Consider the following 25,440-nt stretch of genomic DNA (forward strand, 5'->3'; position numbering starts at 1 on the left):
CCGACCGCCACGGCGTCCATGGCATGACGGCGCTACGTGCCGTTCAGCAGGTCGCGCTCGTTCAGCAGCGCGTAGACGATCTCGGGCCTGTTGTCGAAGCCGCGGCGGATGGCGGCCGGAATCGACGTGCGCGTCTTGCGGCACAGGCCGGGCTGCTCGTCGAGCTGGATGGCAATGCCGCGCGAGGTGCGCACTTCGTTGTCGCTGGGGATGATGCGCACCACGATGCCCAATTGCGCCTGCATGCGGCCCTGCATGGCGCGCAGGTCTTCCAGGCTGGCAATGTTCTCCAGCCGCGCCACCAGGCGCTTTTCCTCTTCCTTGGTGAGCCGCAGGATGCGCACGTCCGCCGCCGGATCGGCCAGCAGCCGATCGCGGTCGCACATACAGGCGCCCGGCGGGCATTCTTGACGGATGGGGAACGGGAGGTTCATGGCGCGCGCGTCGCAAGCTATCCGATGATTCTACCCAGGAACCCGCAGCCGCCGCGACCCTCGACGCGTCCCCCGCAGGCACGGCGCGCGGCGCGACGGCTCGGGCATAATGCGCCGAGAAGAAATCCGGGAGGCGCTGCCTTGAAAATGTTCCTGCTTGCGGCCATGCTGGCCGGCGCCGGCGTCAGCGCCGACGCATTCGCGCGCGACCATGCCTACGACATCAAGCCGGGCCTGCGGGCGGTAGTAACCGTCGACGGGGCCACGCAGCAGCGCGTCAGCGTTCGCGTCGGCAAGGGCGCGCCGCAGGAAATCGCCCGCCTGGACGACGAAGCGGTCGACGTCTTCGAGACGCCCGACATCGACCACGACGGTTACCGCGACCTGGTCATCGGCCAGAGCGGCGGCGGCGGCCAGGTCCAGGCCCGGCTGTTCCTGTACCGGCCCAAGGAAGGCAGGTTCCGCGAGATCGCGCATCCCGCGCCGCTGGCCAGCCCGTGCCACCAGTTCGTCAACCCCGTGTTCGATGCCGCCAAGGCCGCGTTCTCGGTGGGCTGCCGCTACGGCGCCGACAGCAATGGCATCGAGGACTACGCGCTGCGCCCCGATGGCACCGCGCGCCCGGTGCGGTGGACCGCCCAGGCGCTGTTCGACCTGGAGGACAGCGCCTTCGAGCTGACCTACGGATTCAATGAAGACGGCACGGTGGCGCGCATCCAGATCGACGGCGACGACTCGCCGCTGGATGGCGACAGCAGCGTGCCCTTCGACCGGCTCGACCTGTACGACGCCCCCGATGTAAAGGCGCTGTCGACGCGGACAGCCAAGGCCGGGGAGCGCCTCGACGTGATCGCGCTGCGTCCGCAGTGGCTGCAGGTGCGCGAGGCCGGCGCGAGCGCGGATGCGCCGCCGGCATGGGTGCGCTACGCCGACCTGAAGATCGACAAACACCGCTATGCCCCGGCGCCGCGCACGCCCACGAGCGGCCTGATGCTGTCCGTCTATGGCCACCTGGGCACCACGCTGTACGAGGCCGGCGGCCGCTTCACGCTGCACGTGACCAACCTCGGCCCCGAGTCGGCGCGACTGCAATCGCCACGCATCTGGCTGCTGTTCATCGACGCGCAGGATCGGCGCACGCTGCAGCCGCTCTACCAACGCCCGCCGGTGACGCTGGCCGCGCCCGCCGTTGCGGCCGCCGCCGCGCAGACTTCCCCCGCCTATGCCGACAACGCCGACCGGCCTGCGGCGCCCACGGGCCCGCGCCACGTGGCCGACTGGGCCGACGACCCGGTGCTGTGGCGTCCGGACGGAAACGGCGGGTTCGAGTACCAGGTAAGCGCCGGCAACGGCCAGTACGTGCCCTTCTTCCCCGACCTGGCCCCCGGCCGCTACCGGCTGGTCGTGGCGCTGACGGACCCGGCCGCCGCAACCAGCCCGGTCTACTCGAACGCCATCGAAGTCGACCTGCCCTTCCCCAAACGGCAATGAGCGCGCCCCGCTGGCCCCGCCGCGCCCTTGTTGCCCTCGCCAGCCTGGGCGTGGCCGTGGCGCTGGCCGCCGCCGCCCTGGTCGCGGCGGGCCTGCAGGCCGACGCCCCGCAGGCCGACGTCGCGGTGGTGCTGGGCAACACGGTCGCGCCCGACGGCAAGCCCTCGCCGCGCCTGGCCGCCCGGCTCGACCGCGCCTACGACTGCTACGCCGCCGCGCGCTGCCGCGTGCTGTTCGTCAGCGGCGGCGTCGATCCGGCCGGCCATGACGAAGCGGCGGTGATGCGCGACTACCTGATCGCGCGCGGCGTGCCGGCCGACCGGGTGGTCGCGGACAGTCTCGGCAACGACTCCTGGGCCACCGCCCGCCACGCCAGCGCCTACATGCGCGAGCACGGCTACGCCAGCGCCACGGCCATCACACAGTACTTCCACGTACCGCGCACCATGCTGGCGCTTAGGCGCCATGGCGTGCCGCAGGTCGGCGGCGCCTCGCCCCGCTATGCCGAGGCGCGCGACCTGTATTCGATCCTGCGCGAGCTGCCGGCCATCGCCTGGTACGGACTGCGGCCGCTATAGTTTCCCTTCCTCTCTTTCCACAGACGCTACCGTGCTTATCTTCCACAATCCCGTCCACGGCAAACACGATGGCCGCCAGGAAATGTTCCGCGGCAGGCTGGTGCCCTGTCACGAGACCCCGGCCCGGCTCGAATACGTGCTGGACGCCCTGCGCGAGCGCGGCATCGGCACGCTGCGGGCGCCGGCCGCGCCCGACCTGGACCTGATCCGCCGGGTGCACAGCCCGCGCTACGTCGACTTCCTGCAACGCGCCTGGGCCGACTGGATCGCGCTGGATCCGGCCAATGCCGAGCTCGACATCCTGCCGTCGGTGTGGCCGGTGCGCGGCTTCCGCCACGACATCTCGCCCAGCAACTTCGCCGCGCGCGTCGGCCTGTTCTCGTTCGACAGCGGCAGCCCGCTGACGGCGGGCACCTGGGAGGCGGCGGCCGCCGGCGCGGCCTGCGCCATCGACGCCGCGCGCGCGGTCTCCAGCGGTCACGGTCCGCGCACCGCCATGGCGCTGACGCGCCCGCCCGGCCATCACGCCGGCGCCGACTTCTTCGGCGGCTACTGCTTCCTGAACAACGCCGCGCTGGCGGCGCAGGCGCTGCGCGAGGCCGGCGCCGAGCGCGTCGCGGTGCTGGACATCGACTACCACCACGGCAACGGCACGCAGAGCCTCTTCTACGAGCGCGGCGACGTGCTGACCGTGTCGGTGCATGGCGACCCGACCACCGAATATCCCTTCTTCCTGGGTTATGCCGACGAACCCGGCCAGGGCGCCGGCCTGGGCGCCAACCTGAACCTGCCGCTGGCGGCGGGCACCGACTTCGCCGGCTGGACCGAGGCGCTGGAACAGGGCCTGGCCGCCATCGGCCGCTTCAAGCCGGACGCGCTGGTGATCGCGCTGGGCGTGGACACGTACGAAGGCGACCCCATCTCGAAATTCAAGCTGCGCAGCGCCGACTACCTGCGGGTGGGCGCGCGGCTGGCCCGGCTGGGCCTGCCCGCGGTGTTCACCATGGAAGGCGGCTACGCGGTGGCCGAGGTCGGCGTCAACGTCGCCAACGTGCTGGAAGGCTACGCCGGCTGAGCGGCCGCGGCCATCCGCCGCCACACGGCCTCGACCGCGGCGCGCGCGTCGCTGCGGTCCTTGAATGCCAGGATGGTCACCTCGATGTCCCAGGCGCGGTTGGCCAAGGGCACGAGGTCGGCCGTCTCCAGCCGCCGCAGTGCGCTGTCGGCCAGCCACGCCACGCCCAGCCCCTGCGCCGCCATGTCGCCCAGCACGTCCGACATCTCCGCCTCGAACAGGCGCACACCGTGCAGGGGCTCCGGCCCGCCCTCGATGGCCGCGTCGATCAAGCGCGCGAAATAGACGCTGGGCGAATACATCAGCAACGGCACCGGCCGCGCCGTGGTTCCCGGCAGGTCCAACCGCTCGCGTTCGACCAGGGCGCGCGCCGCGTAGGGCCGAATCAGCTCGCGCCCCAGCGTCAGGCAGTCGTAGCGCGACAGGTCCAGCGGCAATGGCTGCGCCAACTGGTGGAAACAGATCAACAGATCGGCCGCGCCCGAGGTGAAGGCCGACACCGTGTCATGCACATTGCCCGTCTGCAGGCTGCAACTGAGCTGCTGGCCCGCGCTCCAGTCGCGCCACCAGCGCGGCAGGTGGGTCGTCGCCAGGGCATAGGACGTCGCCAGTCGCAACTGGTTGCGCGCCGGCACGGCGGCGATTCCCGCGCGCGCCTCGACCAACTGGTTGACCAGTTCGATGGCCGCGACGCGGAAACGCTCGCCCGCCTCGGTGAGCTGGGTCGGGAAAGCGGAACGGTCGATCAGCCGCGCGCCGGCCCAGTTCTCCAGGCTCTGGATGCGGCGGCTGAACGCCGCCTGCGACAGATTGCGGGCCTCGGCCGCGCGCGTGAAATTGCGCAGCTCCGACAGGGTGATGAAGTCCTGCAGCCACCGGGTATCCATACCGCTCCTTGCGCGATTCGCATGGGTCATGCGCGCCATGCATGGCGCCGCATGCGTACTTCGCATTGGACGCCGGCGCCGCGCCGCCAGACACTGCGTCCGTCGGTTCCGCATTGGAACCTGCCTTTTGCCGGAGTGTAAACATGGATCAAACCCTGCGTGCGGCGGCCCGCGAATACCTCATCCGCTACGGCGGCGACACCTTCCCCAACCTGTTCAAGTCGGCCAAGGGCACGGTGGTGCGCGACGACACCGGCCGCGAGATCCTGGACTTCACCTCGGGCCAGATGTGCGCCACCATCGGCCACAACCACCCGGCCATCGTCGACGCGGTGCGCCGCGCCGGAGAAACCGCCTTCCACTTTTTCAGCGGCATGATCCCGGAAGCCGTCGCGCAACTGGCCGCGACGATGGCGCGCGACTGGATGCCGGCGCGCATGACCAAGTCGATCTTCGTCAACACCGGTTCCGAGAGCAACGAAATCGCGCTGCGCATGGCCAAGATGCACAAGAGCGGCTTCGAGATCCTGGCGGTGGGAGGCTCGTGGCATGGCGTCACCAGCGGCGCCGGCTCGGTCTCTTACGCCAGCGACCGCAAGGGTTATGGCGTGCCGCCGGCCGGCGTGTTCGTCATGCCCGAGCCAAACTCGTATCGCCCCTACATCGCCGGCCTGGACGCCGAGCAGTCGGCGCTGGCCTGCCTGGAGATCGGCCTGAAGATGTTCGACATGGCCTCGGCCGGCCGGCCCGCGGCCATCATCGTCGAACCGGTGATCAGCGCCGGCGGCGTGCTGGTGCCGCCCAAGTCCTACATGCAGGCGCTGCGCCGTGCCGCCGACGCGCGCGGCATGCTGCTGATCTTCGACGAGGCGCAGACCGCCTTCGGCCGCCTCGGCTGCCGCACCGGCTCGGAACACTTCGGCGTCACGCCCGACATCATCAGCGTCTCCAAGACCCTGGGCGGCGGCCTGCCGCTGGCAGCCACCATCACCACGCCCGCTATCGAACAGGACGTGCACGAGAAAGGCTTCACCTTCTACACCAGCCACGTCTCGGACCCGCTGCCCGCCACCGTCGGACTGGCGGTGCTGGAGACGCTGCAGCGCGAACAACTGCTGGAGCGCGCCCGCCGCCAGGGCGACTACCTGCGCCGCGGCCTGCTGGAACTGCAGCAGCGCCACGAAGCCATCGGCGACGTGCGCGGCCTGGGCCTGCTGCTGGGCGTGGAACTGGTGCAGGACCGCGCCACGCGCGAGCCGTATCACGCGCTCGGCGCCCTGACCACGCAGCGCTGCTTCGAGCTGGGGTTGTCGATGAACATCCGCCGCCGCCCCGAGCGCGGCTCGGTCTGGCGCATCGCGCCGCCGCTGACCGTCAGCAATGACGAGATCGACCGCGCCGTCTCGATCCTGGACCAGGCCTTGACCGAAAGCCTGGACCAGATCGCCAAGCCCCGCGCGCTGAGCGCCTGAGCCATTCCCCCTGGCGCCGGGCCGGACCCGGCCGGAGAACGCAATGCCGATATTCCGAACCGCGGCCGGCGCCCTGGCGCTGGCCACCGTCACCAGCCTGGCCCACGCCGGCCCCACCCTCGACACCGTCAAGAAGCGCGGCTACGTGCAGTGCGGCGTGTCCACCGGCATCCAGGGCTTTTCCTCGCCGGACAGCAAGGGCAACTGGCAGGGGCTGGACGTGGACATGTGCCGCGCCATCGCCGCCACCGTCTTCAACGACGCTGGCAAATACCGCCTGACGCCGTTGACGACGCAGGCGCGCTTCACCGCCCTGCAATCGGGCGAGGTCGACGTGCTGACGCGCAACGTCACGCCGACGATGGCGCGCGATACCACGCTGGGCCTGATCAGCACCGGCGTGAACTATTACGACAGCCAGGGCGTGATGGTGTCCGCCAAGCTCGGCGTCAAGAAGCTCAAGGAACTGGACGGCGCCACCATCTGCGTGCAGCCCGGCACCGTCACCGAGCTCGACCTGGCCGACTGGTTCCGCGCCAACGGCCTGAAATTCAAGCCGGTGGTGATCGACAAGTACGATGAGATCGTGCGCGCCTTCGCGGCCGGCCGCTGTGACGCCTTCACCTCCGACAAATCGCAGTTGGCGGCCTCGCGCACCACGCTGGAGCAGCCGGACAATTATCTGATCCTGGACGAGAACATCGCCAAGAGCCCGCTCGGTCCCATGGTTCGCCAGGGCGACGACAACTGGTTCAACGTGGTGCGCTGGACCCTGAACGCCATGCTGGAAGCGGAGGAATTCGGCGTGACCTCGGCCAACGTCGACAGCCAGCTCAAGAGCAACAACCCCAACGTGCAGCGCATCCTGGGCGTGACGCCGGGCATGGGCAAGAACCTGGGGGTGGACGACAAGTGGGCCTACAGCATCGTCAAGCAGGTCGGCAACTATGGCGAGAGCTTTGAGCGCAACCTGGGCATGGCCAGCGCGATGAAGCTGCCGCGCGGCCTGAACGCGCAATGGCGCGACGGCGGCCAGATGTACGGCTGGCCGGTGCGCTGACCCGCGCGACGCGGGCGGACAGCCCGGACGGGCGGTTCCGAGCCGCGCCTGCCGCGCCCTCAGGCGCGGCGATCTTTTCCGGGATCAGGCGCCGCGCGTCCCGCGCCGCCACCACAGCGCCTCGCACAGCCACAGCAAAGGCCAGGCGAGCAATAGTCCGACCAGCAAGGTCGGCAGCCACGGCGCGGCCGCAGGCGCCGTACCGCCTTGCAGCCAGGCCAGGCTGTAGAGCAGGAAACCGGAGACGAAGCCGCGCGACCAGATATCGCGAAAGCCCGCGCCACGGCCGAGCGCCGCGGCCAGCACGCATACGATGACAAAGAACGCGTCGCCCGCGGCGCGATACCAGGCCGGAATGACCTGCGGATCCAGCGGCCGATACATGGCGATGGCGATCAGCAACGCGCCCAGCACCAGGGCGCGCGCCCAATTGAACGAAGTCCCCGTGTCGCTGCCGCGTACTGGCGTCCTCTTCCCGTCAGTCACGCGTTTCCAGCGCTTTGTTGATGCGCAGCGCCAGCAGCGTGCAGGCGGTGCCCGACAGCAGATAGATGCTGACCGCCACCAGGCCGAAGCGTGCCGACAGGCCCAGCGCCACCAGCGGCGCGAAGGCCGCGCCGACCAGCCAGGCCATGTCGGTGGTAAGCGCCGCGCCGGTGTAACGGAAACGCTTGGTGAAATTGGCCGTCACCGTGCCCGACGCCTGGCCGTACGACAGCCCCAGCAGCGCGAAGCCGATCAGGATGAACGCATCCTGCGCCTTGGGGCTGCCGCCCAGCAGCCATGGCGTGAACAGCGCGAACACGCCGATCAGCGCGGCCAGCAGGCCCAGCGTGGTGCGCCGGCCGATGCGGTCGGCGATCCAGCCCGAGGCGATGGTGCCCAGGATGCCCACGCCCGCGCCGATGATCTGCACGATCAGCACATCGGAGATCTGCTGCGTGGCGCTGACCGCGATCCACGACAGCGGGAACACCGTCACCAGGTGGAACAGCGCATAGCTGGCCAGCGCCGCGAACGCGCCCAGGAACAGGTTATAGCCTTGCTCGCGCACCATCTGCGTGGTGCTGATGGGTTCCAGTTCGCCTTCTTCGAGCAGTTGCGTGTATTCCTCGGTCAGCACCAGCCGCAGCCGCGCGAACAGCGCCACCACGTTGATGGCGAAGGCGACGAAGAACGGATAGCGCCAGCCCCAGTCGAGAAAGTCCGCCTCGGTCAGCGTCAGGTGCAGGAACAGGAACAGCGCGCTGGCGATCATGAAGCCGATAGGCGCGCCCAACTGGCCCAGCATCGCGTACCAGCCGCGGCGCTGGGGCGGCGCGTTCAGGGCCAGCAAGGACGGCAGCCCGTCCCAGGAGCCGCCGAAGGCCAGCCCCTGCAAGCAGCGGAACACCGCCAGCAGCACGATGGCGTGCGAGCCGATGACGTTGTAGCCCGGCAGGAAGGCCATGCCGACCGTGGCGGTGCCCAGCAGGAACAGCGCGATGGTGAGCTTGGTGCCGCGCCCCCAGCGCCGCTGGATCGCCATCGACACCGCCGTGCCGATGGGACGCGCAATGAACGCGAACGAAAAGATGACGAATGCCCACAGCGTGCCTTCGAGCTGCGGTTCGAACGGGAAAAACACCCGTGGAAACACCAGCACGCAGGCGATGCCGAAGACGAAGAAGTCGAAATATTCGGAGGCGCGTCCGATGACGACCCCCACGGCGATTTCGCCCGGCGCCACCTTGGCGTGGCTGGCCGCGCCCCCTGTCGCGCCCGGACCGGGCAAGGCAGAGGCATGACCGGGATACTGCGTGGTGGTCGCCATGTGAGTGCTCGCTGAAAGGAGGTTTTGAAAAACGCCTTGTCTACGCTTTTTGCAACACACTCGTACGCACATGCGCCAAGGCCCCGCGGACCGCGGCGCGCTCTCGCCCGGCCCTGCCCCGCACGCCTTTCCGTGCATACTTTTGCTCTTTTTACCCTAGATTTTTCGCGGCTTCCAGCGTAGTGTTGCGTTTACCTCCCACGGTTACGTTTCGGGGTATGGCCATGCCGTCTTTCCCAAGGTTCCGCGGATTGTTGCTGTTAGCCGCCCTGCCATTGCTCTCCGGATGCAATGCGGTGTTGCTCTCGCCATCAGGCGACATCGCGGTGCAGCAGCGCAACCTGATCATCATCTCCACCGGCCTGATGCTGCTGATCATCGTGCCGGTGATCTTCCTGACCTTCCTGTTCGCGTGGCGCTATCGCGCCAGCAACCGCGACGCGCACTACGACCCCGACTGGAACCACTCCACCATGCTGGAGCTGCTGATCTGGGCCGCGCCGCTGCTGATCATCATCGCGCTGGGCGCGCTCACCTGGGTCAGCACCCACCAGCTCGATCCCTACCGCCCGCTGGCGCGCCTGTCCGAAGGCCGCGAAGTGCCGGCCGGCACCAAGCCACTGGTGGTCGAAGTGGTGGCGCTGGACTGGAAGTGGCTGTTCCTCTACCCCGAACAGGGCGTGGCCGCGGTCAATGAAATGGCCGCGCCGGTCGACCGCCCGATCCAGTTCAAGATCACCTCGTCCACGGTGATGAACTCCTTCTTCATCCCGGCGCTGGCCGGCCAGATCTACGCCATGCCGGGCATGCAGACGACGCTGCACGCGGTCATCAACCACCCCGGCGAATACGAAGGCCTGTCGGCCAACTACAGCGGCGCGGGCTTTTCCGGCATGCGCTTTCGCTTCCACGGCCTGGACCAGCAGGGCTTCGACAAGTGGATCGCCGACGCTCGCGCCTCCGGCGCCACGCTCGGCCGCGACACCTACCTGAAACTGGAACAACCCAGCGAACGCAACCCGGTGCAGCGCTACGCCAGCGTCGCGCCCGGCCTGTTCGACGCCATCGTCAATCGCTGCGTGGAACCGAACCGCATGTGCATGAAGGACGCCATGGCGATCGACGCCGGCGGCGGCATGGGCATCCCCGGCGCGCGCAACATCGCCAGCCTGGACGAGGCCACGCGCGAACGCCTGGGCCTGGCCGATGCGCCGCCGCGCAAGTATGTCGGCGCCATGTGCACCTCGGCGGCGGAACTGGCGCTGTAGCGTCCGCGCCGCCGCCACGGCGCATCGCGTGAAATCAAGGTATTCCCCCTGGAAACCGAGCCCTGGAAACCGAGATGACTGATCAACCAGACCTCACCAAGCTGATCTTCGGTCGCCTGACCTGGGACGCCATCCCCTTCCACGAGCCGATCCTGCTGGCCACCTTCGCCATGGTGGCGATCGGCGGCATCGTGGTGCTGGGCGGCATCACCTACTACCGCAAGTGGGGCTACCTGTGGCGCGAGTGGTTCACCAGCATCGACCACAAGAAGATCGGCATCATGTACATGATCCTGGGCCTGGTGATGCTGCTGCGCGGCTTCGCCGACGCCATCATGATGCGGCTGCAGCAGGCCGTGGCCTTCGGCGATTCCACCGGCTACCTGCCGCCGCACCACTACGACCAGATCTTCACGGCGCACGGCGTCATCATGATCTTCTTCGTGGCCATGCCGCTGGTCACGGGGTTGATGAACTACGTGGTGCCGCTGCAGATCGGCGCGCGCGACGTGGCCTTTCCGTTCCTGAACAACTTCAGCTTCTGGATGACCACCGGCGGCGTGGTGCTGGTGATGATGTCGCTGTTCGTGGGCGAGTTCGCCCGCACCGGCTGGCTGGCGTATCCGCCTTTATCGGGCATCGCGCAGAGTCCGGACGTGGGGGTCGACTACTACATATGGGCCTTGCAGATCGCGGGGGTCGGCACATTGCTGTCCGGGGTGAACCTGCTGGTCACCATCGTCAAGATGCGCGCGCCCGGCATGTCGCTGATGCGCATGCCGATCTTCACCTGGACCGCGCTTTGCACCAACGTGCTGATCGTGGCGGCGTTCCCGGTGCTGACGGCGGTGCTGGCGCTGCTGTCGATGGACCGCTACGTCGGCACCAACTTCTTCACGGCCGACTTCGGCGGCAACGCCATGATGTACGTGAACCTGATCTGGATCTGGGGCCACCCGGAGGTCTACATCCTGATCCTGCCGGCCTTCGGCATCTTCTCGGAGGTAGTCGCCACCTTCTGCCGCAAGCGCCTGTTCGGCTACGCATCAATGGTGTACGCCACGGTCGTGATCACGGTGCTGTCGTACCTGGTGTGGCTGCACCACTTCTTCACCATGGGGTCCGGGGCCAGCGTGAACTCGTTCTTCGGGATCACCACCATGATCATCTCGATCCCGACCGGCGCCAAGATCTTCAACTGGCTGTTCACCATGTACCGCGGCCGCATCCGCTTCGAGGTGCCGATGCTGTGGACGCTGGGCTTCATGGTCACCTTCGTGATCGGCGGCATGACGGGCGTGCTGCTGGCGGTGCCGCCGGCCGACTTCGCGCTGCACAACAGCCTGTTCCTGATCGCCCACTTCCACAACGTCATCATCGGCGGCGTGCTGTTCGGGCTGATGGCCGGCATCACCTACTGGTTCCCCAAGGCCTTCGGCTACAAGCTCGATCCGTTCTGGGGCAAGTGCTCGTTCTGGTTCTGGCTGGTGGGCTTCTACTTCGCCTTCATGCCGCTGTACGTGCTGGGCCTGATGGGCGTGACGCGCCGCGTCAACCATTTCGAGGACATGTCGCTGCAGATCTGGTTCCAGGTGGCCGCGTTCGGCGCCTTCCTGATCGCCATCGGCATCGCCTGCTTCCTGATCCAGTTGGTGGTGAGCTACCGGCGCCGCGAATCGCTGCGCGACTTCACCGGCGACCCGTGGGACGGCCGCACGCTGGAATGGTCCACCTCCTCGCCGCCGCCCAATTACAACTTCGCCTTCACGCCGCGCGTGCATGACCAGGATGCCTGGTGGCAGATGAAGCAGCACGGCTACCAGCGCCCGCAGGCCGGCTTCATCCCCATCCACATGCCCAAGAACACCTGGGCCGGCATCGTGCTGGCGGCCATCAGCGTGGTGATGGGCTTCGCGCTGATCTGGCACATGTGGCCGCTGGCGGTGCTGTCGTTCGCCGCGCTGATCGTCGTGTCCATCGTCCATACCTTCAACTACAAGCGCGAGTACTACGTGCCGGCCGACGAGGTCGTGCGCACGGAGGACGCCCGCACCCACCTGTTGGCGAAACATGTCTGATACCCTGGCTCCCCCCCTGCATGGCGGCGCCGCGCCGCCCGCCGAGCCCGTGTTCCACGTGGCTGGCGAACACCACCCGAAGAACGGCACGCTGCTGGGCTTCTGGGTTTACCTGATGAGCGACTGCCTCATCTTCGCCTGCCTGTTCGCCACCTACGGCGTGCTGGGGCGCAACTACGCCGCCGGCCCGTCCGGCGCCGACCTGTTCGACCTGCCGCTGGTGGCGGTCAATACCTCGCTGCTGCTGCTGTCGTCCATCACCTACGGCTTCGCCATGCTGGAGATGCGGCGCAACCGGGTCGGCGCCACGCAGGGCTGGCTGGCGGTCACCGGCCTGCTGGGGCTGGGCTTCCTGTCGCTGGAACTGTATGAGTTCGCGCACCTGATCCACATCGGCGCCGGGCCGCAGCGCAGCGCCTTCCTGTCGTCGTTCTTCACCCTGGTGGGCACGCACGGGCTGCACGTCACGTTCGGCATCGTCTGGCTGGTGACGATGATGGTGCAGGTGCGCATGCACGGCCTGATCCCCGAGAACCGCCGCCGGCTGATGTGCCTGTCGATGTTCTGGCACTTCCTGGACCTGATCTGGGTCGGCGTGTTCACCTTTGTCTACCTGATGGGAGTGCTGCCATGAACGCCCATGCCGACCACGCCGGCCACGGCCACGATCACGGCCATCACGACGATGACGACGGCGCCGCCCATGGCACCCTGAAAAGCTACGTCACCGGCTTCATCCTGGCGGCCATCCTGACCGCCATCCCGTTCTGGCTGGTAATGGACCGCGTGTTCGAAAGCTCACGCACCACGGCGCTGATCATCCTGGCGTTCGCGGCGGTGCAGATCGTGGTGCACATCATCTATTTCCTGCACATGGATGCCAAGTCCGAAAGCGGCTGGAACATGTTGGCGTTAATATTCACGCTGGTGCTGGTCGTGATCACGCTCAGCGGATCCATCTGGATCATGTACCACTTGAACTCCAACATGATGCCCATGTCGATCCACGACATGCGGAATATGCCCTGACGTGATGGCGGCAACAAAAGACTTTACGCATTCCGGCGACACCCCCCGCAATCCCCGCAGCGCAACCACCCTGGCCGTCCTGGGCGTGGTTGCGGCCGCGCTGTTCGCGGGCCTGTGCGCCCTTGGCACCTGGCAGGTGCATCGCCTGGCCTGGAAGCAGAACCTGATCGCGCAGGTGGAGCAGCGGGCGCACGCGCCCGCCACGCCCGCCCCCGCGCGCGCCGACTGGCCGGCCCTGACCTCCGACAACGCCGAATACCGCCGCGTGTCGGCCAGCGGCGCCTACCAGTACGACAAGCAGACGCTGGTGCAGGCCGCCACCGAATTGGGCAGCGGCTACTGGGTCATGACGCCGCTGCAACTGGCTGATGGCGGCGGCACGGTGCTGGTCAACCGCGGCTTCGTGCTGCCCGAATGGCGCAAGCGCCAGGCGGCCGGCGGCCAGGCCGAGGCCGACGCCGGCCCGGTCAAGGTCGACGGCCTGCTGCGCATGGGCGAGCCGGGCAACGGCTTCCTGCGCAACAACGATCCGGCCGCCAACCTCTGGTATTCGCGTGACCTGCCCGCCATCGCCCAGGCGCGCGGGCTGGGCGAGGTGGCGCCCTACTTCATCGACGCCGACGCCGCCCCCGGCGCCGGCCGCGATCCGACGCAGGCGCCGGTCGGCGGCCTGACGACGCTGACCTTTCCCAACAACCACCTGGTCTACGCCATCACCTGGTACGCCCTGGCCGCGATGATCATCGTCGGCGCCGGCATCGTGGTGCGCGAGGAACGGCGGCTGCGCGCGCGCCGCTGACTGGCCCCTGTTGCGAAAGCGCCTCACCAGAGAGGGACGAGCCCCCGTCAATCAGTCCGACAATCGACGCAGATGACCGGAAATACGTGACGGTTGGCCGAGAATGCTTGAGTGCAATCTACACAGGCAATCGGGAACAGGGCGGGCCGCAAGCCCGCCGCTTCGTTCCCCTTGCCATCCCCACTCAAGGAGTTCTCCGGATGAAAAAATCGCTGCTCGCAGCCGCCATGCTGACCGCCTTTGCTGGCATTGCCCAGGCGGAAACGTCGGTCACGCTCTATGGTGTCATCGACACCGGCATCGGCTACAACAAGGTTTCTGGCACCGTCGACGCTGGCAACAACGCTGCCGGCCAGCCTCTGCGTAAAGACGTCGGCGCCAGCCGCATCGGCATGATCAACGGGGTTCAGGCCGGCTCGCGCTGGGGCCTGCGCGGCACGGAAGACCTGGGCGACGGCCTGCGCGCCATGTTCACGGTCGAAAGCGGCTTCGACTCGGGCAACGGCACGGCGCAACAAGGCCGCCTGTTCAATCGCCAGGCCACCGTCGGCCTGGCCAACGACAGTTGGGGCTCGCTGGAGTTCGGCCGCCAGACCACCGTCGGCGGCACCTTCCTGGCTGAAATCGACCCCTTCTACACCAGCTTCACCCAGGCCAACATCGGCACGTCCTTCAGCGCCGCCAACACCATGCGCTGGGACAACATGGTCATGTACCGCAGCGCCTGGACTGACGGCTTCCAGTTCGCACTGGGCTACTCCTTCAACGCCGACAGCAGCGACGACAACCAGAGCGGCTTCGCCACCGCGGACAACGCGCGCGGCATCACCGCCGGCCTGCGCTACGTCCAAGGCCCGCTGAACGTCTCGCTGACCTATGACCAGCTCAACAGCTCGAACTCGGCGCGCAAGCTCGATGCCGAGGGCGCCCCTGTCATCGTCGACGGCGAGCGGGTGGAATTCGACCATTCGGTCAAGCCGCGCCAGTACGCCGTGGCGGCCTCGTACGACCTCGAAGTGCTGAAACTGGCCGCCGCCTACGGCCGCACCACCGACGGCTGGTTCGTCGGCCAGGACCTGGCGGCCAACCCGGCGCTCAACGACAAGCTCGGCACCATGCACTACGCGGGCGGCTTCAAGGCCAATTCGTACATGCTGGGCGCGACCCTCCCGCTGGGCGGCACGAGCAACCTGTTCAGCTCGTGGCAGCACGTCTCCCCGTCCAACGACAAGCTGACTGGCGACGACGCCACCATGAACATCTGGAGCGTGGGCTACACCTACGACCTGTCCAAGCGCACCATGGTTTACGCCTACGGTTCGTACGGCAAGAACTATGCCTTCATCGAAGGCATGAAGAGCAGCGCCGGCGGCATCGGCCTGCGCCACCTGTTCTAAGCATCCGCGCCAAGCCGGCCCTGCCGGCCTCATGCGCAAGACACCGCCACGGACCCGCTCCGTGGCGGTTTTTTTTGCCTTGGCCTATGGCGATACGCAGCGCCCTGGCCCGTTTGCCCGGCTTTGGGGGAAGAACGGACCCATGATTCCGATACAAATAGACAGAAAATCACGGTTTTTGGCAGGAAATAGGACTTTTTGACCTACACTAGGGTTTGGGAACCGCGTTGGGCGTCATGCTCAACGTGTTGTTCCCTTTATTTTTTCCCCTCTACAGCAAGGAGTTCCACGGATGAAAAAGACGCTGCTCGCAGCCGCAATGTTGACCACTTTTGCAGGCGTCGCTCAGGCAGAAACGTCAGTCACTCTCTATGGTGTCATCGACACCGGCATTGGCTACAACAAGATCAAGGGCAATGGCTATGACGGCAGCAAGCTCGGCATGATCAACGGCATCCAGGCCGGCTCCCGCTGGGGCCTGCGCGGATCCGAAGACCTGGGCGATGGCCTGCGCGCCGTGTTCACGCTGGAAAGCGGTTTCGATTCGGGCAACGGCACCCGCGGCCAGAGCGGTCGCCTGTTTGGTCGCCAGGCCACCCTCGGGCTGGCCAACGACGCCTGGGGCACCATCGAATTCGGCCGCCAGGCCACGGTCGGCTCGAACTACCTGGCCGACATCGACCCCTTCTACACCAGCTACACCCAATCGAACCTGGGCCTGGGTTTCAGCGCGGCCAACACCATGCGCTGGGACAACATGGTGATGTACCGCAGCCCCTCGATGAGCGGCTTCCAGTTCGCCGCGGGCTATTCGTTCAACGTCGACGATACCAACAGCGACGAGACCCATTTCCGCACCAACGACAACTCGCGCGGCATCACCGCCGGCCTGCGCTACGTTGAAGGTCCGGTCAACGTCACGCTGACCTACGACCAGCTCAACGGCTCGAACCGCGCCTCCATCGACCACGGCGCCACGCCGCGCCAGTACGCGATCGGCGCATCGTACGACCTGGAAGTGGTGAAGCTTGCCGCCGCCTATGGCCGCACCACCGACGGCTGGTTCGTCGGCCAGGACCTGCCGGCGGGCACGCCCTTCAGCGACGAGTTCGGCACCAACCGCTACGTGGACGGCTTCAAGGCTAACGCCTACATGCTGGGCGCGACGATGCCCGTGGGCGGCGCCAGCAGCCTGTTCGCATCATGGCAGCACGTCTCGCCGTCCAACGACCGCCTGACCGGCGGCGACGCCAACATGAACGTCTGGAGCGTGGGCTACACCTACGACCTGTCCAAGCGCACCAACCTGTACGCCTATGGTTCGTACGGCAAGGACTACGCGTTCATCGACGGCCTCAAGAGCACCGCCGCCGGCGTCGGCATCCGCCACGTGTTCTAAGGCAACGGGTCGCGCCGGCGCTGCCGGCGCCCCGGCGGCTCGCCGTAGGCGCGCCGGTACATGGCAATGAAGGCGCTGTCGCTGGCATAGCCCACGGCGTGCGCCACTTCCGTGACGGACGCGCCTTCGGCCAGCCGGGCCCGCGCCATCAGCAGGCGGCATTGCGTGCGCCAGCGCGTGAACGGCAGGCCGGTCTCCGCCAGGAATGCGCGCGCCAGGGTGCGGCCGCTGGCGCCCACCCGTCGGCCCCAGTCGTCGATTGACAACGCGCAGGCCGGGTTTGCCAGCAATTCGCGCGCGATCGGCGCCAGCCGCCGGTCGCGCGGCATGGGCAGGTGCAGCGGCGCCGCGGGCGCGGCGGCCAGTTCATCCAGCAATGCGCCCACCAGGCGCTGTCGCGGCCCATCCAGCGGCCGGTCGGATGGCCATTGCGTGACGCGCACGATCAGTTCGCGCAACAGCGGATTGACGTCGAGGATTTGCGGCTCGCGCGGCAGGCCGGGATAGACCGACACATCGAAATACAGGCTGCGATACGCAAATGTGCCCTGCATGGCCGTGCGATGCACGCAGCCGGCCGGCAGCCACGCCGCCTGCAGCGGCGCCAGTTGCCCCACCCGGTCGGTGAGATACAGGGTCACCCCGCCTTCGGCCTGATACAGCAACTGCGCGCGCTGATGCGCATGCCAGTCGGACGCGTGCGCGCGGGTGTCGATCGCCATGCCCACCACGGGGCAGGCGACGAGGTCCGGATCTTCGACGGCGTCGGGGAGATAGGCAGGCATGTCCGATTGACGATGTTTTATGGCGCGATATCGTGATTTTGCGCGCCCCCGCGCGCCTACGCTAGCGACTTTTCGCATCACGGTCGTCGCATGTCATCCCATCTTGCTTTCGCGCCCGCCCAAGGCGCCCTGCCCCCGCCTTGGCTCATCATCGCGCTGCTGGCCCTGCCGCAGATCGCCGAGACCATTCTCGCCCCCGCCCTGCCAGACCTGGCGCGCCATTGGCGCCTGGACGCCGCCGCCACGCAGCCGGTCATGGGCGTGTTCTTTATCGGTTTTGCCGCCGGGGTGTTGCTGTGGGGGCATCTGGCGGACATCTGGGGCCGCCGCCCCGCGATGCTGGCCGGCCTGGCCACCGGGCTGGCCGGTACGCTGGGCGCGTTGGCCGCGCCGCACTACGGCTGGCTGCTGGCTGGCCGCTTTGTCCAGGCGCTGGGTCTGGCAGCCTGCTCGGTGGTGACGCAGACTGCGCTGCGCGATTGCCTGAGCGGCCCGCGGCTGACGCGCTACTTCGTCACGCTGGGCACGGTGCTGGCGTGGTCGCCCGCCGTCGGGCCCCTGACGGGCCAATGGCTGGCCGACCGGCAAGGCTATGCCGGGGTGCTGGCGGCGCTCGCCGCGACGGTCACGTTGCTGCTGGGATCGGTCGCCTGGCGCTGGCACGAGACCCGGCCTGCCCCGGCAGGGCACACACCGCTGGCGGCGCTGGGCCGCGCCATGCTGGCCGACGGCGTGCTGCGCCTGGCGGTGCTGCGGGTGGCCGGCCTGAACCTGCTGGTGTTTTCCTTCTATGCCGCCGGGCCGTTCATGACGGGCCCGCTGCCCGGGCTGGGCTTTGGCTGGGTGGGCCTGGGCGTGGCGCTGGTCGGCAGCCTGGGCGCCGCCGCCAACCGCCGGCTGCCCGCCTCGGCCGATGCCGAGCGCCGGGTGCGCTACGGCCTGCGTTGCGTCGCGCTTGGCGCGGCGGCGCAGGCCGCCGCCATGGCCTGGCGTCCGGAACCGGGCTGGCTATGGGCCGCCACGGCGCTGCCGCTGTTCGCGGGCTATGGCCTGGCGATACCCAACCTGCTGGGACCGGCGCTGCGGCGCTACGGGCATTGCCTGGGACGCGCCGGCGCCCTGTTCGGCCTGGCCTACTACAGCCTGCTGGGCGTGGGCTTGGCGGCCACCTCATGGCTGCCTTTCGACACGCCCCGGCCGCTGTCGCTGGCATGGCTGGGACTGGCGCTCTGGCTGCTGCTGGCGCGCCAGTCGGGAAAGCCGGCGTCGAGCCGGCGGGCGCGCAGGCCGTGCGCGCGCAACGTGGCGACGGCATCGGAGGACAGCACGCAGAACGGGCCGCGGCAATAGGCCACGATCTCGTGCCCGGCCGGCAATTCGCCGAGCCGCTCGAGCAGTTCATCGGCGGGGATGTTGAGGGCCCCGGGCAGGTGGCCTTGCGCGAATTCGTCGGCCGGCCGCACGTCCAGCAGCGTCATGCCGCCTTCGCCCAGGCGGCTGAGCAGTTCGTCGCGCGAGATGGCCTCGAGGCCGTCGCGACGATCCTGGCTGTCGGCCACCAGGCGACGGATCTCGCTGCGGTTGTGCTGCGCCACGGCCCCGAGCGCATTGAGCAGCCCGGCGATGGGCGCGGTGCCGAGCCGGTAATACACATGCTTGCCATCGCGCCGGGTCGCAACGAAACCGGCGCGGCGCAATTGCTGCAGATGCTGCGAAGTGTTGGCGACCGACAGGCCTGACAATTCGGCCAGCCGTTCGACCGGGCGCTCGCCCTGCGCGATATGCTCGAGCAGCACCAGGCGGTGGGCGTTGCCCAGCGTGCGGGCGAGTTCGGCCAGTTCGGCCGCGAGAGGGGTCTGGAGCGGTGGCGCGGTCATTGGCGGCGATCTTAGCATTGGGTCCGGGCCCGTCGCGCGGCGCCTTGAACAACGCCTGGCGTGACAATGCAATGAACACGAAACACGTAGCTGTCATCATTGGATACTTCCCCTGTCGAACCCGATACGCTCATCCATGCCCCGCACGCCCGACTCCGACCTTCCCCGCCCTTTCGCCGCGCGCTGGCGCCCCGCGCTGCGGATCCTCGCCCTGGCCGCGCTGCCGCTGCTGCTGGCAGCCTGCAACGGCAGCAAGGATGGTGACGACGACAGCCCCGTCGCGCAGAACCCGGCGCCACCGACCGACACGCGCAACCCGGCCTACCTGTCGGCGCGGCCGGGCGACGTGATCAAGGTGCGCATCGAGGAACTGCGCCCGACCCAGGCCGCGATCGGCTATGACCAGATCTACTACAAGCTGGGCCGCTGGCAGGGCGACTTCAACCGCCCCACCTGGGCGGCCGACGCGACCAAGCAACTGGACTACCTGAACCGCACGGTCGGCAAGAAGTTCAGCGATTATTGCGAGGACATGGGCGCCACCACGTCACAGGCGTTCACCTCCATCGCCCAACTGCAGGCCGCGCGCCTGGACCAGCCGACGACCTTCAGTTGCACGGCCGCGTTCGGGGCCAACCCCGCCAACCTGAAGACGGTGGTGGTGGGGTGGGACGGCAACCTGTACCTGACCGACGGCCATCACACGTTCTCGTCGCTGCGCGAGATCTTCGATGGCGGCCCCAAGCTGCCGGTGTGGGTCAAGGTCGACGCCAACTACAGCGGCGCCGGCACTGCCGCGGCCTTCTGGCAGCGCATGGTCGATGAGCGCAAGGCCTGGCTGCGCGACGGCCAGAACCAGCCCATCACCGTGGACCAGTTACCGACGCGCGTGGGCATCGCCAACGCGCAGGAACCCGGCGGCATGCAGGAAGACCGCTACCGCTCGCTGGTGTACTTCACCCGCGACATCGCCTACAGCAATGGCAGCCTGCCGGAATTCGCCGAATTCCTGTGGGGCGACTGGCTCCGCCGCCAGGTGGCCGCCAATCTGCTGCCCGGCCTGGACCAGTACGCGATGGTGGCGCCGGCCACGCCCGCGCAGATCCTGACGGTCAGCACGCTGAGCGCGGCGCTGGCGCCCACCGGCGCCAACGACGGCTATGCCGCCGCCGTGCGCAACGCCGCCCTGAAGATGACGGCGCTGGCCGACACCGACATCGTTTTCCAGGACCGCACGGCCGCCAGCCTGGGCCGCATCCCGCTGGTGGCGGGCGCTCCCAGCGGCTCGCCCACCAAGACGGCGCGCGACACGCTGGAAGAATTGCCGCGCAACGACGTCAAGGCCGACGGCAGCCCGCGCGGCGCCGGCAAGCTGTGGTTCGCCGTCAACTATCGCGCCTGCGGCAAGCCGGCCGCGGGCACCTGCTGGGGCTGGTAGGCGCCGGGGCGGCAACGCCGCCTCAGCGGTCGATCTGCATGGCCGGCCGCGCCTGCACCTTGGCCAGCCAAGCCTGCACCTTCGGGTGCGCCGCCACCGGCGCCCCGAGCATCGTGCTGTAGCCGATCACCGAGCCCACCACCAGGTCGGCCAACGAGTATTCGTCGCCCAGCATCCAGGCCTGGCGCGTCAGGTGGCCATCCAACACCGCCAGCAAGACGTCCAGGTCGGCCCGCGCCCGCTCCGCGTGGCGCGGATCGCGTTGGCCTTCCTCGCCGTGGCCGACGTGGAACAGACGCCACAGCACCGCGCCGTACGATACATAAGCCCACGCGCTCCAGGACATCGCGGCGAGCCGTTGCGGCGTGCCCGCGGCGGGCCACAGGCCGCGCTCGACGCCCCATTGCTCGCCCAGCCACAACTGGATCGCCAACGCTTCGAACAGGGGCGCGCCGTCCACGGTCAGCGTCGGCACCTTGCCATTCGGATTGATCGCCAGGAATTCGGGACGGCGCTGTTCGCCGGCGCGGATGTCAACCTTTACACGCTCGTGAGGAACCTGCAGTTCGGCCAGGGCGGCGGCGATCGGGGAAGCGCTGGACTGGGGGTGCCAATAAAAGACGATGGACATGGGAAATACTCCGGTTTCGTGGATTCCCGCCGCGGCCCCATGGCCACCGGCGATGGCGTGAACTGTAGAATCGATTGCGGACAGATTCCGCCCTCGATTTGCTTTACCGTCACGCCATGCTCACCTCCAGCAACCGTCTCCTGCGCCTGCTGTCCCTCCTGCAGACCCGCCGCCACTGGGCCGGCGGCGAGCTGGCGCAGGCGCTCGCGGTGCACCCGCGCACCTTGCGGCGCGATATCGACCGGCTGCGTGAATTGGGCTACCCGATCCAGGCCAGCAGCGGTGTGGCCGGCGGCTACGCCTTTCGCGCCGGGCACGCGCTGCCGCCCCTGCTGCTGGATGACGACGAGGCCCTGACGGTGGCGATCACCCTGCGCACCGCCGCCACCGGCACGGTTGCCGGCATCGAGGAAGCCGCGCTGCGGGCGCTGGTCAAACTGGAACAGGTGATGCCGGCGCGGTTGCGGCACAAGGTGGATGCGTTGCGCTCGGCGCTGGTGCCGCTGGCGCGCCACACGCCGTCGGTGGATGCGGGCCTGCTGGCCGCGCTGGCGGCCGCCTGCCGCGACCAGTTGCGCGTGAGCTTCGACTACATCGACGGCCGTGGCCAGGCCAGCACGCGCCAGGTCGAGCCGCAGGGGCTGGCGCACACGGGCTGGCGCTGGTACCTGGTCGCCTGGGATCCGGCGCGCGACGACTGGCGCACGTTCCGGCTCGACCGCATCGCCGGCGGCGTGACACCGGGCGCGCATTTCCGCCCACGGCCGCCGCCCGACGGCGGCGACCTGCGCGCGTATGTCGCGCGATCGGTGGGCCAGGCGCCGAATGCCGAAGACGCCCGCGTCATCCTGCACGCGCCGCGGGCGGCGATGGCGGCGCGCATTCCGCCATGGGCTGGCGATCTCGAAACGCTCGACCCCGGCCGCTGCCTGCTGCGCTGCGCGGGCCAGTCACCGGACGCGCTGGCCTACTGGCTGATGTCGCTGGACGTGGAGTTCGATGTATTGGCGCCCACGGCGCTGGCGCAGCGCCTGCGGCAGGCGAGCGAACGCGTAGACCGCATGCTGCAGCGCCATGCCGCGCGCGAACAGGCGTCGACAACAGGCGGATTGACGCCGCCCGCGCCGTAACGCCGGCGGCGCCACGGCGCGCGCCGATCAGGCGCCGGAACGCGCCTGATCGGCCTGCTTGGCCTGTTCGGCCCTGGCCAATTGCTGCATGACCAGCGAGACCTTTTCGGCGATCTTGAGCTTGTCGGCCGCCGACATCGCGTCGTAGTCCTTCTTCGAGATCCCGAGGGAGGCCAGCGCCGCGTAGAACATCTTGTCCTGCAGCGACATGGAGGCATAGTCCATGAATTCCTGCTCGGACTCCGAGGCGGCGCCCGGCGAAGCGCCGCGCACGCCACCGCCCAGCGCCGAGGCGCCGCGCTGCTGCGCGTCCTGGAACGCGGCGCGGAAGGCCTCGCCGGCGCCCGCGGCGAACGACGAAGATTGGCGAGGATCGGCCGCGTCGGCGGCATTCCTGGAATTCACGGTGATCATGGTCAGCCTAGTCTGAGGAAAACACGATGGTTCGCAAGTTACTCTCCCGGCCGCCGGACCGATGCACCGGAATGACGCCCGATCCGGCTGTTTCTCCGCCGATTGCCCCGATGCGCGCCCGCCGCAGTTCGAGTATCTTGTGACTCCCTCGCACATTCCGGAGCCTGTGCCGTCATGAATTTCGAACCGACCCCCACCTCATCCCAGCCCGCCCCCGCCGTCGCCGCGCCGCCAGCCGACGTTTTCCTGCAGTTCCTGGTGAACCTGGTGAACAATGGCGGCCAGCTCAAGGGCATCGGCGTGACGCTGCAGATGGGCGGCATGCTGGTGTCCGGTTCGATCGTGTCGGGCGCCGAGTACTTCGACCGTTTCGCCGAAGCCTTCGCCGATTCGCTGTCGGACATGGACGACCAGGCGCGGGGATCGGTGCGCTCCTCGCTGTCGGAACTGGGCGACGTGTTCCGGCTGCCGCAACCGGCCGAACCCCTGCCCAACTACATCCACCTGGCCGACGCCCTGTTCTTCACCGCGGACGGCACGCCGATCGCGGGCCAGCCGACGCTGTGGCGCGGCCGCAGCAGCGCCGTGGACGGTTTCATCCTGGGCCGCCTGCAGGCCGCCTGAACGGGCTACGCTAGCCGGCGCCAGGGCCGGGCCGGTCGACGCAGGCGTTGAAGCTGCGCCAGGCCCCGCCGTCAGCCTGCAGCCAGACCGCCAGGCATTGCGCGCTGAGTGGCGCGGACAGCATGGCGCCGCGAAACAGCAGTCCGGGGTGCGCACGCAGCCAGACGAAATCGTGAATGTCTTCTATGTCGTCGGCAAGCACCTGCAGCTTGGCATCCTCGATGCACGCCATCATGGCGCAAAAGCGCTGCTGCAGCGAGCGGTCGGCGCCGAGCCCGCGCGGAATCTTCAGGGTCAGGCCGCAGACGCGCAGCGCGCCACAGGCCACCGGTTCGCCGCCGCAGGTGGCGGGCAGCAATTGCGCCCGCAAGCCGGGCTGGAATTCGGCATAGCTGGCCAGAACGGACGCCTGGGGCAACAGGCGCTGGAACAAGGGCAGGAGGAAAGTCAGGCGCCGGGTCGCCAGGTGCGCGCGCTTGCCGCCAGCGCGCGCACCCAGGCAGAGTTGGTCGCGTGTCAGGCCCATGTCGAGATCGGTGCACAGGCGCTGCGCCAGGTCGGCGTCGCCGGGCCCGGCCAGCGCGTGTTCGAAAGACAGGTCGATGAGCGCGCCGGACTGCTCGGCGAAGGCCGCCGCGGCGCGCAGGCGCGCGCGTTGCGGCGCAAGGTTGTCCGCGCCGCCGCTCCACGGCGTGAAGCCGTCCGCGACCGCGTACTCATGCACACGGCCTTGCGCGGTGAAGACCGGCTGGAACCGCAGGAACAGGGTTTCCTTTCGCGCAGGCCAGGCGGAAACGGGGTCACGCATGGCGGAAGCGGGCCACGGGCGCCGGCCAGGGGCGGCGCGTGGGGGAGAACATCATGGAACCTCATGAAGGCGTGGACACGCCGCAATGCCGGCCGCGTCGGACGGAAGACAGCAGATATGAGGACGATGGTGCCAAAGGCGGGGAAGCGATTGAACAGGAAAATTCTCAATCCTGGAATCCTCTCGCCTCGTCCGGCTTCGGCGCCATGCGTTCCGCGACCGGCCGCCGATGCGGAATAATTCGTCTGTCTCCCCGGCCAACCTGACCCCGCTTCGCATGCAACGACTCCGTATCGCCATCGCCGACGACCATCCGCTGGTCCTGATGGCCATGGCCGACCTGCTGAAAAAGCACCTGGGCTTCGAGGTCGTCGCCGCGCTCGACACGCCCACGGCGCTGGTCGAACAGCTTGCGCGCGACGCGCCGCAGGTGGTCATCACCGACTACGCCATGCCCGGCGACGACCTCTACGGCGATGGCATCCGCCTGGTCAAGTACCTGATCCGCCACTACCCCGGCGTCCGCGTGGTGGTGCTGACCATGGTTTCCAACCCCATGATCGTGTCGGCGCTGTACGACGCCGGCGTGGATGCGGTGGTCTTCAAGCACGACAGCCCGAACGAGATCGTCACCGCCCTGCAGGCGCTGCAACGCGGCCGCAAATACTATCCGCCCGGCCTGCCGCGGCGCCGCTCGCCGGCGGGACACGGCGCGCTCATCGGCGAGCGCATCAACAGCCTCTCGCCCAAGGAGTTCGAAGTGCTGCGGCATTTCGTGCGCGGCGAGTCGATGATGCAGGTGGCCGGCTGCCTCAAGCGCAGCGTCAAGACCGTCAGCGGCCAGAAGATGTCGGCCATGCGCAAGCTGGGCGTGCGCACCGACCAGGAACTGGTGGCGTTCTGTGTCGAGCACGGCATGTTCCAATGAGGCTCCGCGGGCGGCCGCCGCTCGC

General features: G+C 68.4%; 25 protein-coding genes and 1 pseudogene. 17 read left to right on the plus strand and 9 right to left on the minus strand.

What is annotated here, in order from left to right; genetic code table 11:
- Positions 1–32 precede the first annotated feature (32 nt).
- On the minus strand, positions 33–434 hold the full coding sequence (locus ACUDCK_RS23445) for a hypothetical protein (RefSeq protein ID WP_064527014.1): 402 nt from the start codon (positions 432–434) through the stop codon (positions 33–35).
- Between the two features lie 147 nt (positions 435–581).
- Between ACUDCK_RS23445 and ACUDCK_RS23450 the strand changes: the two genes are divergently transcribed.
- From ACUDCK_RS23450 to ACUDCK_RS23460, 3 genes are read left to right on the plus strand one after another with little or no spacing between them, the layout of a single operon-like run.
- Complete coding sequence (locus ACUDCK_RS23450) at positions 582–1,925, plus strand: hypothetical protein (protein ID WP_064527012.1); 1,344 nt, start codon at positions 582–584, stop codon at positions 1,923–1,925.
- Positions 1,922–2,503 (plus strand): SanA/YdcF family protein, encoded by a 582-nt coding sequence (locus tag ACUDCK_RS23455; RefSeq protein WP_175167159.1) that lies wholly within the window; start codon positions 1,922–1,924, stop codon positions 2,501–2,503. Before ACUDCK_RS23450 ends, ACUDCK_RS23455 begins: the two co-directional genes overlap by 4 nt.
- 31 nt (positions 2,504–2,534) lie before the next feature.
- On the plus strand, positions 2,535–3,578 hold the full coding sequence (locus ACUDCK_RS23460; protein WP_064527008.1) for a histone deacetylase family protein: 1,044 nt from the start codon (positions 2,535–2,537) through the stop codon (positions 3,576–3,578).
- On the opposite strand, the gene ACUDCK_RS23465 is transcribed toward ACUDCK_RS23460, so the two are convergent.
- Entirely contained in the window at positions 3,566–4,465 is a 900-nt protein-coding gene (locus ACUDCK_RS23465; RefSeq protein WP_116792931.1) for a LysR family transcriptional regulator, read from the minus strand. The two genes, ACUDCK_RS23460 and ACUDCK_RS23465, sit on opposite strands and share 13 nt — an antisense overlap.
- A 143-nt stretch (positions 4,466–4,608) precedes the next feature.
- On the opposite strand from ACUDCK_RS23465, the gene ACUDCK_RS23470 reads away from it, so the two are divergent.
- Positions 4,609–5,937, plus strand: coding sequence for an aspartate aminotransferase family protein (locus ACUDCK_RS23470; RefSeq protein ID WP_445659261.1), 1,329 nt, complete (start codon positions 4,609–4,611; stop codon positions 5,935–5,937).
- Between the two features lie 43 nt (positions 5,938–5,980).
- Positions 5,981–6,997, plus strand: a complete 1,017-nt coding sequence (locus ACUDCK_RS23475) for an amino acid ABC transporter substrate-binding protein (protein ID WP_054500857.1) — start codon at positions 5,981–5,983, stop codon at positions 6,995–6,997.
- Between the two features lie 84 nt (positions 6,998–7,081).
- On the opposite strand, the gene ACUDCK_RS23480 is transcribed toward ACUDCK_RS23475, so the two are convergent.
- Both ACUDCK_RS23480 and ACUDCK_RS23485 read right to left on the minus strand, forming a co-directional pair.
- On the minus strand, positions 7,082–7,483 hold the full coding sequence (locus tag ACUDCK_RS23480) for a hypothetical protein (RefSeq protein WP_175167158.1): 402 nt from the start codon (positions 7,481–7,483) through the stop codon (positions 7,082–7,084).
- Positions 7,476–8,810: an MFS transporter gene (locus ACUDCK_RS23485; protein ID WP_064526999.1), complete on the minus strand. Its 1,335-nt coding sequence runs from the start codon at positions 8,808–8,810 to the stop codon at positions 7,476–7,478. Before ACUDCK_RS23485 ends, ACUDCK_RS23480 begins: the two co-directional genes overlap by 8 nt.
- 224 nt (positions 8,811–9,034) lie before the next feature.
- Here ACUDCK_RS23485 and cyoA point away from each other — a divergent pair, with 224 nt between their 5' ends.
- The 7 genes from cyoA to ACUDCK_RS23520 all read left to right on the plus strand — a co-directional run bounded on the left by cyoA (position 9,035) and on the right by ACUDCK_RS23520 (position 16,780).
- On the plus strand, positions 9,035–10,078 hold the full coding sequence (cyoA, locus tag ACUDCK_RS23490) for a ubiquinol oxidase subunit II (protein WP_064527038.1): 1,044 nt from the start codon (positions 9,035–9,037) through the stop codon (positions 10,076–10,078).
- A 74-nt stretch (positions 10,079–10,152) separates the two neighbouring features.
- The gene (cyoB, locus tag ACUDCK_RS23495) at positions 10,153–12,156 is read left to right on the plus strand and encodes a cytochrome o ubiquinol oxidase subunit I (RefSeq protein WP_054415286.1); all 2,004 of its coding nucleotides are present in this window, start codon (positions 10,153–10,155) and stop codon (positions 12,154–12,156) included.
- On the plus strand, positions 12,149–12,790 hold the full coding sequence (cyoC, locus tag ACUDCK_RS23500) for a cytochrome o ubiquinol oxidase subunit III (protein ID WP_049075869.1): 642 nt from the start codon (positions 12,149–12,151) through the stop codon (positions 12,788–12,790). The genes cyoB and cyoC overlap by 8 nt, the downstream gene beginning before the upstream one ends.
- Complete coding sequence (cyoD, locus tag ACUDCK_RS23505) at positions 12,787–13,185, plus strand: cytochrome o ubiquinol oxidase subunit IV (RefSeq protein WP_054415283.1); 399 nt, start codon at positions 12,787–12,789, stop codon at positions 13,183–13,185. The genes cyoC and cyoD overlap by 4 nt, the downstream gene beginning before the upstream one ends.
- Positions 13,186–13,189: 4 nt before the next feature.
- Positions 13,190–13,984 carry an SURF1 family protein gene (locus ACUDCK_RS23510; RefSeq protein WP_175167157.1) on the plus strand — a complete coding sequence of 265 codons (795 nt, stop codon included), beginning with the start codon at positions 13,190–13,192 and terminating at the stop codon, positions 13,982–13,984.
- 200 nt (positions 13,985–14,184) lie between these two features.
- Complete coding sequence (locus tag ACUDCK_RS23515; RefSeq protein WP_144655421.1) at positions 14,185–15,381, plus strand: porin; 1,197 nt, start codon at positions 14,185–14,187, stop codon at positions 15,379–15,381.
- A 292-nt stretch (positions 15,382–15,673) separates the two neighbouring features.
- On the plus strand, positions 15,674–16,780 hold the full coding sequence (locus tag ACUDCK_RS23520) for a porin (RefSeq protein WP_064526996.1): 1,107 nt from the start codon (positions 15,674–15,676) through the stop codon (positions 16,778–16,780).
- Here ACUDCK_RS23520 and ACUDCK_RS23525 read toward each other — a convergent pair.
- Complete coding sequence (locus ACUDCK_RS23525) at positions 16,777–17,565, minus strand: AraC family transcriptional regulator (protein ID WP_054500853.1); 789 nt, start codon at positions 17,563–17,565, stop codon at positions 16,777–16,779. The genes ACUDCK_RS23520 and ACUDCK_RS23525 overlap by 4 nt on opposite strands.
- A gap of 90 nt (positions 17,566–17,655) precedes the next feature.
- Here ACUDCK_RS23525 and ACUDCK_RS23530 point away from each other — a divergent pair.
- Positions 17,656–18,651 (plus strand): annotated as a pseudogene (locus ACUDCK_RS23530) (MFS transporter); the annotation flags it as partial.
- A 50-nt stretch (positions 18,652–18,701) separates the two neighbouring features.
- Here ACUDCK_RS23530 and ACUDCK_RS23535 read toward each other — a convergent pair.
- On the minus strand, positions 18,702–19,442 hold the full coding sequence (locus tag ACUDCK_RS23535; RefSeq protein ID WP_231133021.1) for an ArsR/SmtB family transcription factor: 741 nt from the start codon (positions 19,440–19,442) through the stop codon (positions 18,702–18,704).
- Positions 19,443–19,578: 136 nt separating this feature from the next.
- On the opposite strand from ACUDCK_RS23535, the gene ACUDCK_RS23540 reads away from it, so the two are divergent.
- Positions 19,579–20,880, plus strand: a complete 1,302-nt coding sequence (locus tag ACUDCK_RS23540) for a ParB/Srx family N-terminal domain-containing protein (protein WP_054500852.1) — start codon at positions 19,579–19,581, stop codon at positions 20,878–20,880.
- Between the two features lie 22 nt (positions 20,881–20,902).
- Here the strand turns inward: ACUDCK_RS23540 and ACUDCK_RS23545 are convergent, their stop codons facing one another.
- Positions 20,903–21,511, minus strand: coding sequence for a glutathione S-transferase family protein (locus tag ACUDCK_RS23545; protein ID WP_054500851.1), 609 nt, complete (start codon positions 21,509–21,511; stop codon positions 20,903–20,905).
- A 116-nt stretch (positions 21,512–21,627) separates the two neighbouring features.
- Here ACUDCK_RS23545 and ACUDCK_RS23550 point away from each other — a divergent pair, with 116 nt between their 5' ends.
- Positions 21,628–22,641 (plus strand): helix-turn-helix transcriptional regulator, encoded by a 1,014-nt coding sequence (locus tag ACUDCK_RS23550; RefSeq protein ID WP_116792937.1) that lies wholly within the window; start codon positions 21,628–21,630, stop codon positions 22,639–22,641.
- 27 nt (positions 22,642–22,668) lie between these two features.
- Here ACUDCK_RS23550 and ACUDCK_RS23555 read toward each other — a convergent pair whose 3' ends face one another.
- Entirely contained in the window at positions 22,669–23,055 is a 387-nt protein-coding gene (locus ACUDCK_RS23555; protein WP_064526990.1) for a hypothetical protein, read from the minus strand.
- A 174-nt stretch (positions 23,056–23,229) separates the two neighbouring features.
- Between ACUDCK_RS23555 and gvpU the strand changes: the two genes are divergently transcribed.
- Positions 23,230–23,679, plus strand: a complete 450-nt coding sequence (gene gvpU / locus ACUDCK_RS23560; protein ID WP_175142623.1) for a gas vesicle accessory protein GvpU — start codon at positions 23,230–23,232, stop codon at positions 23,677–23,679.
- A 10-nt stretch (positions 23,680–23,689) separates the two neighbouring features.
- Here the strand turns inward: gvpU and ACUDCK_RS23565 are convergent, their stop codons facing one another.
- Positions 23,690–24,487, minus strand: a complete 798-nt coding sequence (locus tag ACUDCK_RS23565) for a hypothetical protein (RefSeq protein ID WP_175167156.1) — start codon at positions 24,485–24,487, stop codon at positions 23,690–23,692.
- A gap of 277 nt (positions 24,488–24,764) precedes the next feature.
- Between ACUDCK_RS23565 and ACUDCK_RS23570 the strand changes: the two genes are divergently transcribed.
- Entirely contained in the window at positions 24,765–25,415 is a 651-nt protein-coding gene (locus ACUDCK_RS23570) for a response regulator (RefSeq protein ID WP_054500847.1), read from the plus strand.
- Positions 25,416–25,440: the final 25 nt, after the last annotated feature.

Source organism: Achromobacter sp. CF-sbj1-Ac2-l (genome assembly GCF_052698165.1).

Excerpts from the sequence above, each read along its gene's own strand:
- ACUDCK_RS23465 (WP_116792931.1), bottom strand. The coding sequence starts at position 4,465 with ATGGATACCCGGTGGCTGCAGGACTTCATCACCCTGTCGGAGCTGCGC.
- ACUDCK_RS23570 (WP_054500847.1), top strand. The coding sequence starts at position 24,765 with ATGCAACGACTCCGTATCGCCATCGCCGACGACCATCCGCTGGTCCTG.
- ACUDCK_RS23475 (WP_054500857.1), top strand. The coding sequence starts at position 5,981 with ATGCCGATATTCCGAACCGCGGCCGGCGCCCTGGCGCTGGCCACCGTC.
- ACUDCK_RS23565 (WP_175167156.1), bottom strand. The coding sequence starts at position 24,487 with ATGCGTGACCCCGTTTCCGCCTGGCCTGCGCGAAAGGAAACCCTGTTC.
- ACUDCK_RS23470 (WP_445659261.1), top strand. The coding sequence starts at position 4,609 with ATGGATCAAACCCTGCGTGCGGCGGCCCGCGAATACCTCATCCGCTAC.
- cyoA (WP_064527038.1), top strand. The coding sequence starts at position 9,035 with ATGCCGTCTTTCCCAAGGTTCCGCGGATTGTTGCTGTTAGCCGCCCTG.
- ACUDCK_RS23525 (WP_054500853.1), bottom strand. The coding sequence starts at position 17,565 with ATGCCTGCCTATCTCCCCGACGCCGTCGAAGATCCGGACCTCGTCGCC.
- cyoD (WP_054415283.1), top strand. The coding sequence starts at position 12,787 with ATGAACGCCCATGCCGACCACGCCGGCCACGGCCACGATCACGGCCAT.
- cyoB (WP_054415286.1), top strand. The coding sequence starts at position 10,153 with ATGACTGATCAACCAGACCTCACCAAGCTGATCTTCGGTCGCCTGACC.
- ACUDCK_RS23515 (WP_144655421.1), top strand. The coding sequence starts at position 14,185 with ATGAAAAAATCGCTGCTCGCAGCCGCCATGCTGACCGCCTTTGCTGGC.
- ACUDCK_RS23535 (WP_231133021.1), bottom strand. The coding sequence starts at position 19,442 with ATGACCGCGCCACCGCTCCAGACCCCTCTCGCGGCCGAACTGGCCGAA.
- ACUDCK_RS23510 (WP_175167157.1), top strand. The coding sequence starts at position 13,190 with ATGGCGGCAACAAAAGACTTTACGCATTCCGGCGACACCCCCCGCAAT.
- ACUDCK_RS23450 (WP_064527012.1), top strand. The coding sequence starts at position 582 with ATGTTCCTGCTTGCGGCCATGCTGGCCGGCGCCGGCGTCAGCGCCGAC.
- cyoC (WP_049075869.1), top strand. The coding sequence starts at position 12,149 with ATGTCTGATACCCTGGCTCCCCCCCTGCATGGCGGCGCCGCGCCGCCC.
- ACUDCK_RS23540 (WP_054500852.1), top strand. The coding sequence starts at position 19,579 with ATGCCCCGCACGCCCGACTCCGACCTTCCCCGCCCTTTCGCCGCGCGC.
- ACUDCK_RS23520 (WP_064526996.1), top strand. The coding sequence starts at position 15,674 with ATGAAAAAGACGCTGCTCGCAGCCGCAATGTTGACCACTTTTGCAGGC.
- ACUDCK_RS23445 (WP_064527014.1), bottom strand. The coding sequence starts at position 434 with ATGAACCTCCCGTTCCCCATCCGTCAAGAATGCCCGCCGGGCGCCTGT.
- ACUDCK_RS23555 (WP_064526990.1), bottom strand. The coding sequence starts at position 23,055 with ATGATCACCGTGAATTCCAGGAATGCCGCCGACGCGGCCGATCCTCGC.
- ACUDCK_RS23455 (WP_175167159.1), top strand. The coding sequence starts at position 1,922 with ATGAGCGCGCCCCGCTGGCCCCGCCGCGCCCTTGTTGCCCTCGCCAGC.
- gvpU (WP_175142623.1), top strand. The coding sequence starts at position 23,230 with ATGAATTTCGAACCGACCCCCACCTCATCCCAGCCCGCCCCCGCCGTC.
- ACUDCK_RS23485 (WP_064526999.1), bottom strand. The coding sequence starts at position 8,810 with ATGGCGACCACCACGCAGTATCCCGGTCATGCCTCTGCCTTGCCCGGT.
- ACUDCK_RS23550 (WP_116792937.1), top strand. The coding sequence starts at position 21,628 with ATGCTCACCTCCAGCAACCGTCTCCTGCGCCTGCTGTCCCTCCTGCAG.
- ACUDCK_RS23545 (WP_054500851.1), bottom strand. The coding sequence starts at position 21,511 with ATGTCCATCGTCTTTTATTGGCACCCCCAGTCCAGCGCTTCCCCGATC.